Origin of the sequence: Streptococcus vestibularis (genome assembly GCF_900636445.1) — a bacterium.
In the GTDB taxonomy this organism is placed as follows: Bacteria; Bacillota; Bacilli; order Lactobacillales; family Streptococcaceae; genus Streptococcus; species Streptococcus vestibularis.
The window spans coordinates 641046-654416 of the sequence record NZ_LR134275.1; the positions used below are offsets into that span (position 1 = coordinate 641046).

At 40.9% G+C, this 13371-nt stretch carries 13 protein-coding genes; 11 read left to right on the top strand and 2 right to left on the bottom strand.

The genetic code is table 11. The features are described 5' to 3' along the window. Positions 1-89: 89 nt before the first annotated feature. The 7 genes from EL076_RS03280 (at position 90) to EL076_RS03310 (ending at position 6613) form a co-directional block, all read left to right on the top strand. On the top strand, positions 90-1265 hold the full coding sequence (locus EL076_RS03280; RefSeq protein WP_278533601.1) for a multidrug efflux MFS transporter: 1176 nt from the start codon (positions 90-92) through the stop codon (positions 1263-1265). After that, positions 1255-1401: a 50S ribosomal protein L33 gene (gene rpmG, locus EL076_RS03285; RefSeq protein WP_081448739.1), complete on the top strand. Its 147-nt coding sequence runs from the start codon at positions 1255-1257 to the stop codon at positions 1399-1401. The genes EL076_RS03280 and rpmG overlap by 11 nt, the downstream gene beginning before the upstream one ends. A 45-nt stretch (positions 1402-1446) precedes the next feature. After that, positions 1447-1683, top strand: coding sequence for a preprotein translocase subunit SecG (gene secG, locus EL076_RS03290; protein WP_002886135.1), 237 nt, complete (start codon positions 1447-1449; stop codon positions 1681-1683). Positions 1684-1745: 62 nt separating this feature from the next. Then, positions 1746-4199, top strand: coding sequence for a ribonuclease R (rnr, locus tag EL076_RS03295; RefSeq protein WP_126429240.1), 2454 nt, complete (start codon positions 1746-1748; stop codon positions 4197-4199). Positions 4200-4220: 21 nt separating this feature from the next. Continuing rightward, positions 4221-4685, top strand: coding sequence for an SsrA-binding protein SmpB (gene smpB, locus EL076_RS03300; protein WP_002885905.1), 465 nt, complete (start codon positions 4221-4223; stop codon positions 4683-4685). 154 nt (positions 4686-4839) lie between these two features. After that, a complete protein-coding gene (locus tag EL076_RS03305; protein WP_126429242.1) occupies positions 4840-6246 on the top strand; it encodes a Cof-type HAD-IIB family hydrolase in 1407 nt (468 codons plus the stop codon). Position 6247: 1 nt separating this feature from the next. Continuing rightward, a complete protein-coding gene (locus EL076_RS03310; protein ID WP_126429244.1) occupies positions 6248-6613 on the top strand; it encodes a S1 RNA-binding domain-containing protein in 366 nt (121 codons plus the stop codon). Between the two features lie 101 nt (positions 6614-6714). Here the strand turns inward: EL076_RS03310 and EL076_RS03315 are convergent, their stop codons facing one another. After that, positions 6715-7800 carry a M24 family metallopeptidase gene (locus EL076_RS03315; protein WP_003097563.1) on the bottom strand — a complete coding sequence of 362 codons (1086 nt, stop codon included), beginning with the start codon at positions 7798-7800 and terminating at the stop codon, positions 6715-6717. Positions 7801-8114: 314 nt separating this feature from the next. On the opposite strand from EL076_RS03315, the gene ccpA reads away from it, so the two are divergent. The 3 genes from ccpA to EL076_RS03330 are packed head-to-tail and all read left to right on the top strand — an operon-like array spanning position 8115 to position 11371. Continuing rightward, a complete protein-coding gene (ccpA, locus tag EL076_RS03320) occupies positions 8115-9116 on the top strand; it encodes a catabolite control protein A (protein WP_003094772.1) in 1002 nt (333 codons plus the stop codon). Positions 9117-9175: 59 nt separating this feature from the next. Beyond that, positions 9176-10243 carry an MmcQ/YjbR family DNA-binding protein gene (locus tag EL076_RS03325; RefSeq protein WP_003093510.1) on the top strand — a complete coding sequence of 356 codons (1068 nt, stop codon included), beginning with the start codon at positions 9176-9178 and terminating at the stop codon, positions 10241-10243. Between the two features lie 12 nt (positions 10244-10255). Beyond that, positions 10256-11371 (top strand): glycerate kinase, encoded by a 1116-nt coding sequence (locus EL076_RS03330; RefSeq protein WP_126429246.1) that lies wholly within the window; start codon positions 10256-10258, stop codon positions 11369-11371. A 30-nt stretch (positions 11372-11401) separates the two neighbouring features. Here the strand turns inward: EL076_RS03330 and EL076_RS03335 are convergent, their stop codons facing one another. Further along, on the bottom strand, positions 11402-11857 hold the full coding sequence (locus EL076_RS03335) for a YueI family protein (RefSeq protein WP_126429248.1): 456 nt from the start codon (positions 11855-11857) through the stop codon (positions 11402-11404). A gap of 205 nt (positions 11858-12062) precedes the next feature. Here EL076_RS03335 and eno point away from each other — a divergent pair, with 205 nt between their 5' ends. Further along, positions 12063-13361 carry a surface-displayed alpha-enolase gene (gene eno, locus EL076_RS03340; protein ID WP_002889001.1) on the top strand — a complete coding sequence of 433 codons (1299 nt, stop codon included), beginning with the start codon at positions 12063-12065 and terminating at the stop codon, positions 13359-13361. Positions 13362-13371 lie beyond the last annotated feature (10 nt).

Here is a 13371-nt window from a genome sequence, read left to right on the forward strand (position 1 = left end):
GTGTTATAATGGATAGTGAATTTTAGAAAGAAGATGATTATTTGCGCCAAAAAGAGCTTAAAACCGCTGATTGGCAACGAAATCTTAAAATTGCTTGGATAGGAACTTTTTTTACTGGGGCTAGTTTTTCTATTGTTATGCCCTTCATGGCTCTCTATGTAGAAGAATTAGGGATTAAAGGCGCTATGGTAGAATGGTATGCTGGTTTATCTGTTGCCCTGTCTGCCCTAGCTTCAGCCTTGGTTTCACCAGTTTGGGGACGCTTGGCGGACCGTTATGGTCGAAAGCCCATGATGATTAGAGCCAGTATGGTCATGACCTTTACAATGGGAGGTTTAGCCTTTGTGCCTAATGTCTTCTGGATGCTTTTCTTAAGAATCTTGAATGGATTGTTTGCGGGCTATGTCCCAAATGCAACAGCTTTGATTGCTAGTCAGGCTCCTCAGCAACGTTCTGGCTATGCTCTGGGGACCTTATCTACGGGTCTAACAGCAGGTGTCCTGATTGGCCCTTTGTTAGGTGGGACCTTGTCTGAGGCGTTTGGTATGAGGTGCACCTTTTTATTAGTTGGGGTGATTTTGTTTATCTGTTGTCTTTTGACTATCTTTGGTTTGCGAGAGGACTTTCAACCGATTGAAAAGGGAGAGATGATGACCCTTTCGCAAGTATTTGCTAAAATTCCCAGCAAATCGCTTTTAATCGGCCTCTTTGTGACTAGTATGATTATCCAGATTTCTGCCCAATCGATAGCGCCTATGTTGGCCCTTTATATTCGTTATTTAGGTCAGAGGGACAATATCCTTTTTTACTCAGGTTTAATTGTTTCTGCTATGGGCTTCTCTAGTCTCTTGAGTACCCCTTTTCTGGGAAAATTGGGAGACCGTATTGGCAATCATCGTTTGCTCTTGATGGGCTTATTCTATAGCTTCCTCTTGTATTTCCTTTGTGGTTTTGCCGGTTCAGCCTTGCAACTGGGGATCTTACGCTTTGCCTATGGCTTTGGTATAGGTGCCCTTATGCCTAGTGTCAATTCTTTATTGACCAAGATGACACCCAAGGAAGGAATCTCAAGAATATTTAGCTTTAATCAAAGCTTTTCATACATTGGACAAGTTTTAGGTCCTTTTGTTGGTTCAGCAGTTGCGACTGGACTAGGTTATCGCTGGGTCTTCTTTGTGACCGCAATGATTGTCTTTGGAAATTTTGTCTGGTCCTTAATCATCTTTAGAAAATCGCTAGGAGTTAAGAATATAGGTGAGAGTTAAAATCAATTTAAAGTGTAGTGAATGTGGGAGCATCAACTATCTCACAAGTAAAAATAAACAGAATCATCCTGAGAAAATTCAGGTACTCAAATTCTGCCCCAAGGATAGAAAAGTAACCTTACATGTTGAATCTTAAAGGGTTCTATGGTAGAATAAAAAGGACTTTTTCGGAGGAATAACTATGTACGACTTATTATTAACGCTGCTCTTGGTGATGTCAGCTATTATTGTGATTGCGGTATTCATGCAACCACAAAAAAATCCAAGTAGCAATGTCTTTGATGGTGGTGGGTCAGAAGCACTATTTGAACGTAGTAAACCACGTGGTTTTGAAGCCTTTATGCAACGCTTTACAGGAATCATGGTTTTTCTATGGATTGTAGATGCAATCGTCCTTTCCATTCTCTCAAGTAAGTAATGAGCTGACTGAGGTTGGCTCATTTTTTGCGTTATAGTCAATAAATAAAAGAAAAGGAAATCATGAAAGAATCTATTATAAATTATTTGAAGGAGCATGGGAAATCCAGTGTAAACGACATTGCCCAGGCTCTTAATCATGCTGGGGGAGAAAAGTTTCCTCAGCTCATCAAGGCCATATCAGCCATGGAAAGTAAGAGACAGTTGCGTTTTAACCGAGATGGCTCTGTATCCTTGCGTCCTAAGAAAGAAAATCCTAATCAGGTGACTGTTGAAGGTGTCTTCCGTGCCAATAAGAACGGTTTTGGTTTCTTGCATGTCGATGACAGTGAAGATGACATGTTCATCGGTCGTAATGACGTTGGCCATGCCATTGATGGTGATACTGTTGCCGTTGTTATCAAGAAGCCAGCAGACCGTTTGCGTGGGACAGCGGCAGAAGCAAGAGTTGTTGAAATTGTCGAACGATCTCTTAAAACGGTTGTCGGGAAATTTATCCTCAATGATGAGAAAGAACCTTATGCAGGTTACATCAAGTCTAAGAATCAAAAAATTCAGCAGCCAATCTACATCAAGAAAGAACCAGTTGCTCTTGAGGGAAATGAGATTATTAAGGTTGATATTGAAAAATACCCTAACCGCCATTACGATTATTTTGTAGGAAGTGTTCGAGATATTATTGGTCATCAAGGAGATGCTGGTATTGATGTCTTGGAAGTTTTGGAATCAATGGATATTGTTTCGGAGTTTCCAGAAGATGTTATGGCTGAAGCAGAGGCTGTGCCGGATGCACCTAGTCAAGAAGACCTAATTGGTCGTGTTGACCTTCGTCAAGAGGTGACCTTCACTATTGACGGAGCCGATGCCAAGGACTTGGACGATGCGGTTCATATCAAACGTTTGCCAAATGGTAACTTTGAGCTTGGTGTTCATATTGCCGATGTGTCCTACTATGTTACAGAAGGTTCTGCTCTTAACCGTGAGGCAGTAGCACGTGGGACTTCTGTTTATGTGACAGACCGTGTGGTACCAATGTTGCCTGAGCGTCTTTCGAATGGTATTTGTTCACTAAATCCCAATGTTGACCGCTTGACGCAGTCAGCTATTATGGAGATTACTCCAAAAGGCAAGGTGGTCAATCATAAGATTTGCCAATCTGTAATTAAGACAACCTTCCGTATGACCTATAGTGATGTCAATGAAATGTTGGCTGGAAATCCAGAAAAGATTGAACAGTTCAAGCCTATTATGGATTCTGTGTCAGCTATGGCAGAACTTCATAAGATTTTAGAAGACATGCGTGAACGTCGTGGAGCCCTTAATTTTGATACATCTGAGGCTCGTATCTTGGTTAATGATAAGGGGATGCCAGTTGATATCGTGGTGCGTGAGCGTGGGACGGCTGAGCGAATGATTGAGTCCTTTATGTTGGCTGCCAATGAATGTGTGGCAGAGCATTTCGCTAAGGCTAAGCTGCCATTTATTTACCGTATTCACGAAGAACCTAAAGCGGAGAAATTGCAACGCTTTATGGATTATGCTTCTATCTTTGGTATTCAAATCAAAGGAACAGCTAATAAGATGGATCAGCTAGACTTGCAAGATTTCATGGCGCGAGTTCAGGGTAAACCTGGAGCAGAAGTTATGAATATGATGTTGCTTCGTTCGATGCAACAAGCCCGATATTCAGAACACAATCACGGACACTATGGACTTGCGGCTCAGTACTATACCCACTTTACTAGTCCAATCCGTCGTTACCCAGATCTCCTGGTTCACCGAATGATTCGTGAGTACACCAATAATATGTCCCAAGAAACGCGTGAACATTTTGAAGAGGTTATTCCAGAGTTAGCTACTTCATCTTCAACTCTTGAGCGTCGGGCTATTGATGCTGAACGTGTCGTTGAAGCCATGAAAAAAGCAGAATACATGGAAGAGTTTGTTGGTCAAGAATTCGATGGTATTGTCGGAAGTGTGGTTAAATTCGGTATGTTTGTGGAATTGCCAAACACCATCGAGGGTTTGGTTCACATCACGACCCTTCCAGAATTTTACAATTACAATGAACGCACCATGACCCTTCAGGGTGAGAAAACTGGTAAGACTTTCCGAGTTGGTCAGCCTATCCGTGTCAAATTAACACGTGCTGATAAGGAAACCGGAGACATTGACTTCCAATACCTTCCAAGCGAGTATGATGTCACTGAAAAAGTAGACCACAAGGCTCGTCAGGAACGTGAAGAAAAGGCGAAAGCCTTCCGTAATAGAGGTCCACGTCGTGACCGTCAAAATGGAGACTTCGAACGTCGTGGTAAACGTGGGGATAACCGTAACCGTCAAGACGATAATGGTCGTAAAGGCTCTTATGACGAAAAACGTAAGTCATCTAAGAAACCAGACAAACGTAAAAATCAAAACCGTCCTCACAATGATAACAAGGGACGTGAGAGTGGTCGTCGTAAGAAAAAAAGGAACAAACCTTTTTACAAGGACGTTGCTAAAAAACGAAAATAGGATGAGAATGGAGGGACTGCTATGCCAAAGGGTGAAGGCAATGTTGTTGCTCAGAATAAAAAGGCGAGACATGACTATAGTATTGTAGATACTATTGAAGCAGGCATCGTGCTGACAGGGACAGAGATTAAGTCTGTTCGTGCGGCCCGCATCCAGCTAAAAGATGGCTATGCCCAAATCAAGAATGGTGAGGCCTGGTTAATCAATGTCCATATTGCTCCTTTTGAGCAGGGAAATATTTGGAATCAGGATCCAGACCGTACGAGAAAATTATTGCTTAAGAAAAAGCAAATCACCAAACTTCAAAATGACCTTAAGGGAACAGGGATGACCTTGGTTCCTCTTAAGGTATACCTAAAAAACGGTTTTGCCAAGGTATTGCTTGGTATTGCCAAAGGGAAGCACGATTACGATAAACGTGAGTCAATCAAACGTCGCGAGCAAGAGCGTGACATTAAACGTATTATCAAGAGTGTTAACCGTTAAAACGCCTATCATCTAAGACTGACCTGGTCTTAGATGATTTTTTGCTTTTTAGCTTTAAGAAATGATATAATGGAAACACCGCATGATCTTTTGTTAGGGCTGCTTCTTGAATAGTACCTAGCGCTAGATTTTGATACTGTAAAGGAGATTTACGATGCCAGTAGATGCAAAAACAAAATACAAGGCTAAGAAGACTAAGATTGTTTTCTTTGATATTGATGACACCCTTCGTGTCAAAAAGACAGGTTACATTCCTGAATCTATCAAGGCTGTTTTCAAAGGGCTTAAAGAAAAAGGAATTTTGACGGGGATTGCCACAGGACGTGGCTACTATGGTGTCGTTGAGGATATTCGAGACCTAGAGCCCGATTATTTTGTAACCATCAATGGAACTTATGTGATTAATCGAAAAGGGGAAGAAATTTATAACCAGCCCCTAGCTCGTGAGGTTACAGAAGCTTTTGTTGCTTGGTGCAAAGAGATTGGGATTGCTTGGGGCTTCGCTGGTAAGGACAAGCCAGTTGTTTCAGAGCGTTCAGATTTGATTGATAATGCTATGAAACCAGTCTATGGTCTTTGTGATGTGGAGCCAGACTTTCACTTGTCGAATGATGTTTACCATATGTGGACTTTTGCGGAAAATGATGGTGAGCTTGAGTTACCAGAAGAACTCGCAGCCCATGTCCGCATGGTACCTTGGCATGAACACTCATCTGACGTCGTAGCAAATGATATCTCAAAGGCCTCTGGTGTCGAGCATGTCTTAGAGCATGAAAATCTTAAACCAGTCAATGCCATGATGTTTGGTGATGGTCCAAACGATATGGAAATCTTTGACTATGTTGGACTTAAGATTGCTATGGGTAATGCCACACCAGAATTGAAAGAAAAAGCAGATTACGTTACAGGAACAATAGAAGAAGATGGCATTTTCAATGCTTTGGAGGAACTCGGATTGGTAGAAAAAGAACTTCATTTCCCACAACTTGACTTGGATACAGTAGAAGGTCCAGTCGCAACAATTAAAACAAATCATGGTAATTTGGTCATCAAACTCTTCCCTGATCATGCACCATTAACAGTTACAAACTTTGTCAATTTGGCCAAGAGTGGCTACTATGATGGTGTGATTTTCCACAGAATTATCAAGGACTTTATGATTCAAGGTGGTGACCCAACTGGTACTGGTATGGGTGGTGAATCAAGCTTCGGTGGTAGCTTCCAGGACGAGTTTTCTGAAGAACTCTATAACCTCCGTGGTGCACTTTCAATGGCAAATGCTGGACCAGATACTAATGGTAGCCAGTTCTTCATCGTTCAAACACCTGAGATTCCTTATGCTAAAAAGGAACTCGAACGTGGTGGTTGGCCAGCACCAATCGCAGAAGCTTATGCTGAAAATGGTGGTACACCTCACCTAGACCGTCGTCACACAGTCTTTGGTCAATTGGTAGATGAAGACTCTTACAAGGTGCTTGATGAGATTGCTAATGTTGAGGTTGGAGCTCAAGATAAGCCACTTGAAGATGTTGTGATTGAAACAGTTGAGGTAGCAGACTAAGATGAAAATTGGAGACAAGCTTAGGGGTGTTATCACAGGCATCAAGCCTTACGGTGCCTTTGTTTCATTGGAAAATGGTACCACAGGCTTGATTCACATCTCGGAGATTAAGACAGGTTATATCGACAACATCTACAATACCTTAAAGGTAGACCAGGAGGTCTTGGTTCAAGTTGTTGATTTTGATGAATTTACACAAAAGGCCAGTCTTTCTTTGAGAACCCTTGAAGAAGAAAAAAATAAAATTCCTCATCGACATCGTTTCTCTGACAGTCGTTTGAACTATGGCTTTAAACCTTTGGCAGAAGCAATGCCAGGATGGATTGAAGAAGGACTTGACTATCTTAGACAAGAGCATGAAGGATAAATAGCAAAAGCTGACTCATCAGGAGTCAGCTTTTTTGGTGTTTTCGATTTGGCTACAAACGAAAAAGGTCCTCAACTTAATTGAAGACCATTCTGGATTAATTAAACATCAAAATAGAGCAATTCTTTTGGTGTGTGTGTGAAGACTTCAAAGCCATCTTTTGTCACGTAACCACAGTCCTCAATACGAACACCAACTTTTTCAGGAATGTAAATACCTGGTTCAACAGAGAAACACATTCCTTCTTCGATTACCAAGTCATTTCCTTCCATGATTGAAGGGAACTCGTGGACATCCATACCAAGTCCATGTCCCAGACGGTGGTTGAAGTATTCACCGTAACCAGCTTTTTCAATAACATTACGTGCTGCAGCATCGACTTCGCTGGCAGTTACACCTGGTTTGATAAAATCAAGGGCAGTGAGTTGAGCTTCCAAACAGATATTATAGATATCTTTCTTGAATTGGTCAGGTTGACCGACAGCCACAGTACGTGTCATATCTGAAACATAGCCTTGACTGACAACGCCTAAGTCAAAGAGGAGCAAGCTGTCATTTTCAATGCGGTTAGTTCCTGGAATACCATGTGGGTTTGCTGCATTGTTGCCTGTGAGAACCATAGTTTCAAAGGACATTTGATTGATGCCGATTTTCTTCATGCCAAATTCGATTTGAGCAATGATATCTGTCTCAGTCATATCAAGAGAGATATTGTCGAAACCGATATTAACAGCTTTATCAGCATAGTCACCAGCAACAATCATTTTTTGAATTTCATCAGCTGACTTGATAACGCGCATTTTTTGAATGAATGGTGTCAAGTTTTCAAAGCGACCTTCAAAGACTGTCTGCAATCCTTGGAACTTAGTCACATTGAGATTGTCAAACTCTGCATAAATAATAGGGCTGTCTGTACTTGCTAGACCAGCTTTGATTTTTTGCCATGGATTTTCAGAGTCCACATAACCGAAGACTGGGAAATCGAGAACAGAAGAGGCACGTGCAACCTCAAGAGCAGGAACAAAGAGGGCAGGCTCACGATTTTCGTAGACGAAGAGGAACATTTGGCGTTCATGTGGGTCACAATCAAAACCAGTAAGATAATTGACAGTTACAGGATCTGAAACAATAGCTAGCCCTGATTTATTTTCATTTAAAAAATGACGAATGCGATCAAGTTTAGACATAGAAAAAACTCCTTTGTATTTCTTACACTCATTCTGTCACTTTTATAGGGAAAATGCAAGCTGTTTTTGGCTTTTCATTAAATCATTTGCTTTCATTGAGTTTTTTTAATCTTATAGGTTGTAAGCGATGGATAATCATGAAAACGTGAAATGATAACCCAATATTTGAAATAGCTTTCTTTACCTTAGCTAGCAAAAGAGGATCCCTTTCATTTTTTTGTAAAAAATCAGTCAAAACAATTGAAAGTGTTTTCAAATTTTGCTACAATTACTATGAAAGAGTGTGCATTAAGTTTAGAAAGGAAGTGTTTCTTATGAATACTGATGAAACAATCACAATTTACGATGTTGCGCGTGAAGCCGGAGTATCGATGGCAACTGTTTCTCGTGTTGTAAATGGTAACAAAAACGTAAAAGAAAACACCCGAAAAAAAGTTCTCGAAGTTATTGATCGTTTGGATTACCGTCCAAATGCAGTTGCGCGTGGCTTGGCGAGTAAAAAAACAACTACTGTAGGAGTTGTCATTCCAAATATTACAAATAGCTATTTTGCTACTCTAGCTAAAGGTATTGATGACATTGCAACCATGTACAAGTATAATATTGTTCTTGCTTCCAGTGATGAAAATGACGATCATGAAGTTACAGTCATTAATTCTCTATTTGCTAAACAAGTTGATGGTATTATTTTTATGGGACACCATCTGACAGAAAAAATCCGTGCAGAATTCTCTCGTACCCGTACACCGATTGTTCTAGCAGGAACAGTTGATCTCGAACACCAATTACCAAGTGTTAACATCGACTATAAAGCTGCCGTTGAGGATTGTGTAACGAAACTTGCTAAAAATAATGAAAAGGTTGCTTTTGTATCAGGACCACTAATCGATGATATTAATGGCAAACTACGTTTGGCTGGGTATAAGTCTGGACTTGAAAAGAATAATTTGAGCTACAACGAAGGACTTGTCTTTGAAGCTAAATATAGCTATAAAGACGGCTTTGATTTAGCACAACGTGTCTTGAACTCTGGTGCCACTGCTGCCTATGTTGGGGAAGATGAATTGGCTGTAGGTCTCTTGAATGGCCTCTTTGCTGCAGGCAAATCAGTTCCAGAAGATTTCGAAATCATCACAAGCAATGATTCACCGATTACAAGCTACACACGTCCAAACCTTTCTAGTATAAACCATCCTCTCTATGATTTAGGGGCAGTTAGCATGCGTATGTTGACTAAAATTATGCATAAGGAAGAACTTGAAGATAAGAACGTTATTCTTAATCATGGTCTAACTTTACGCCAGTCAACAAAATAAAAAAGGAGTTGGGACATCAGTTTGTCTCAACTTCTCTTTTTTAGAAAAAGGGAGAATGAATGACTTTTGAGGATGCTTATTTTAAACAGAAAGTCCTAAAACATGATAGCCTGGAGCCTTTTGGTTTTATAACTAGTGAGAAAGGCTACGAGCTCAGAAAAACACTAATGGTTGAAGGACTTGAGGCTCGACTATTCATTGATTTAGAAGGTAAGTTGACAGGGCAGGTTGTTGATATTGATTTTGATGAGTCTTATGACACTTTCCGAAGCCCTCACGCAACTGGAACCTACGTTGGTCAAGTCAGAGAAGCTTATGGAGATCTCTTGTCACAAGTAGCTGATTTTTGTTATGACGACCAATTGTTTTCGTCCCCGCAAGCTAATCGTCTGGCTAATTTTATAGTTAAGGAATTTTCAGACCAAGCTGACCATCCTTTTGAGAAATATCCAGACTATCTTTCCTTTCGGGTTGATGATAAGTGGTATGCCTTATTTTTCCCTCTCAAAGGGGAGAAACTAGGACTTGGTGGGGAAAAGGCAGATTTAGTCTATGATGTGGTTAACCTCAAGATCGATCCAAGGCAGATGGATAAGCTCTTAGAATTAGATGGAATCTATCCTAGTTACCATATGTCCAAGAAGACTTGGATTAGCCTTGTTTTAGATGAGACAATTCCAGATCAAACGATTTTTGAGCTCCTTAGAGGGAGTCGTTCTCTGGTTGCTCCTAAGCATCTTAGAAAGCCTTCAGAGCCTCATTATTGGATTATCCCGGTAAATTTGAAATACTACGATATTGGGGAAGAGTTCTCGGCAAGTGAGGATATTCTTTGGACCCAGAAAGCCAGTATGCAAAAAGGGGACGTCGTTGCACTCTATATTACGGCACCTACCAAGGCCATTCGTTATCTCTGTCAGGTTTTAGAAGCGAATATCCCTAATCAAGGTTATCGTGAAGAGGAGAGTATTAAGGAGTTGATGCGGATTAAACCCTTATACACTTTTAATGACACTGACTTTGATAGTGATAGACTAAAGAGTTTAGGTATTAAAACTGTTCGAGGTCCTCGACATATGACGGATGGGTTAGTTCAGGCTTTATACCCTTACCTAAAAGAAAAATAGAAGGAGGACATCATGCGAATTTTGATTGCACCTGATTCCTTTAAGGAAAGTTTGTCTGCAAAAGAGGTCGCCTTAGCTCTTAAATTGGGCTTTGAAAAGGCTTTACCCGACACTGAGTTTGACCTCATGCCAATAGGTGATGGTGGCGAGGGCACCTTAGATGCTCTTGCTGAAAATCTAAATCTTGAGAAGAAAAGTATCGAGATTCCTCATGCCTATACAAGTGATGGAAGTGTTTCTTTTGCCAGCAATGGCCAGACTGCTATTTTTGAAATGGCTGCGATTTGTGGCTTGGAGCATATACCTAAAGATAAACGCAATCCTCTTTGTATAACAACCCAGGGGGTCGGTGAACTGATTGTTCACTTGGTTAAATCTGGTATTCGTGATTTTATTATAGGTGTAGGCGGATCAGCTACTAATGATGGCGGAATTGGTATGGCTTATGGATTAGGTTATTGTTTTTATGATTCTGAGGGACAGGAGCTTGATCCAATAGGTGCTAATCTTGGTCTCATTAAAAAGGTATCCTCTAAAAATAAGGTTGATTTGTCTGGTGTCACCATTCGTCTGATTACTGACGTAGATAACCCCTTGTGTGGTCCACATGGAGCGACCTATATTTTTGGTGGACAAAAAGGCTTGTCTCCTTCACAATTTAAAAAAGTTGACCAAGATATGGCTCAATTCTACCAAGGCTTTGCTCCTGAGCTTCCAAAACTGGCTGGTTCAGGGGCGGGAGGAGGCATGGCTGCAGGCCTGGTGGCGTTTGCAGATGCAGAAGTTAAATCAGGGATTGACTTTGTACTTGATTGTGTTGATTTTGACCAACGTGTGAAGTCTGCTGATTTGGTTATAGTAGGAGAAGGACGATTGGATAGCCAGTCCTTGTCTGGTAAAGCACCGGTCGGGGTGGCTAGGCGGACACCATCAGCAATTCCCGTCATTGCTATTTGCGGTAGTTTGAAGGATGGCTTGCCTGATTTTCCAGTAGCAGGCATTTCAGCTGCTTTCCCTATCATTGGACAAGTATTAGAGTTAGACCAAGTTTTAGCTACCGCTAAGGAGAATCTCTATCGCACAGGACTCAATATTGGAAATCTCATCAAGCTCAGTAAAACATTGTGATATAAGAAAAAGCTAACTTTGCATCAGCTTTTATTTTCCAAATAGTTTAGCAAAAAATCCCTTTTTTTCAAGGATAGGTTCAGTTTCACTAGGAGCAAGGATATCAGGATAGAGTTCTGAAAATAACACTTTATCAAGATTCTCTGCTTGATTACTATGTACGATAAGACCGTATGGTGAATGAGCCTTGGCCTCGTCCACGATAGTAGCTGAAATGTTGAGCGCTTGAGCCGTTTTGATATAGGTAAATTGTATCTGGTCAGCTAATTTTGGCGATAGCTTGAGACTAAGATTCGGGTAAACGGCTTGCAAGTCTTTTAAAATCTGCGGAAAATGGTCAATTACAGTTTTCTTTTCAGCATTTTCTAATAGAACAGCTAGGACTACACGTTCCGCATAGGTTCCAAAATACTGACGAAGTTCATCGGGATTTAGGCGTTTTTCGCCACTAGCGCATTGGAGCACTTTGTTTTCAAGTGAAGTCATAGGCATCTCCTGTAAGTTTTCTACTAGTATTATACAATATTTTGAATTCCTTTTCATTTGAGTCGTTTTCTGAGATTTTCAAAAATAATTGAAAACATTAAAAAATAGAAAATCGCTAGAAAATTCTGGTTTTAATTTGCTTAAGCCTTGATATTATGGTAATATAAGGGTGTAAAAAATTTTAACTCATAAGGAGAGTATTGTAATGTCAATTATTACTGATGTTTACGCTCGCGAAGTCCTTGACTCACGCGGTAACCCAACACTTGAAGTAGAAGTTTACACTGAATCTGGTGCATTCGGTCGCGGTATGGTTCCTTCAGGAGCTTCAACTGGTGAACACGAAGCAGTAGAACTTCGTGATGGTGACAAAGCTCGTTACGGTGGTCTTGGTACTCAAAAAGCAGTTGATAACGTAAACAACGTTATTGCTGAACACATCATCGGATTCGACGTACGTGATCAACAAGGTATTGACCGCGCCATGATCGCTCTTGACGGTACTCCAAACAAAGGTAAACTTGGTGCCAACGCTATTCTTGGTGTGTCTATCGCTGTAGCACGCGCAGCTGCTGACTACCTTGAAGTTCCACTTTACAGCTACCTTGGTGGATTCAACACTAAAGTTCTTCCAACTCCAATGATGAACATCATCAACGGTGGTTCTCACTCAGATGCTCCAATCGCTTTCCAAGAATTCATGATTGTACCTGCTGGTGCACCAACATTCAAAGAAGCTCTTCGTTGGGGTGCTGAAATCTTCCACACTCTTAAGAAGATCCTTAAAGAACGTGGTCTTGAAACAGCGGTAGGTGACGAAGGTGGTTTCGCACCAGCATTTGACGGTACTGAAGATGCTGTTGAAACTATCATCAAAGCTATCGAAACTGCTGGTTACAAACCAGGTGAAGATGTATTCCTTGGTTTCGACTGTGCATCATCTGAGTTCTACGAAAACGGTGTATATGACTACACTAAATTCGAAGGTGAAGGTGGAGCTAAACGTACTGCCGCAGAACAAATCGATTACATCGAAGAATTGGTTAACAAATATCCAATTATCACAATCGAAGATGCTATGGATGAAAACGACTGGGACGGTTGGAAAGCTCTTACTGAACGTCTTGGTGGTAAAGTTCAATTGGTTGGTGATGACTTCTTCGTAACTAACACAGCTTACCTTGAAAAAGGTATTGCAGAACACGCTGCTAACTCAATCCTTATCAAAGTTAACCAAATCGGTACTTTGACTGAAACTTTCGACGCTATCGAAATGGCGAAAGAAGCTGGATACACAGCAGTAGTATCACACCGTTCAGGTGAAACTGAAGATTCAACAATCGCTGATATCGCAGTTGCAACTAACGCTGGTCAAATCAAGACAGGTTCATTGTCACGTACTGACCGTATCGCTAAATACAACCAATTGCTTCGTATCGAAGACCAACTTGGTGAAGTTGCAGAATACCGTGGTTTGAAATCATTCTACAACTTGAAAAAATAAAACGTTGATT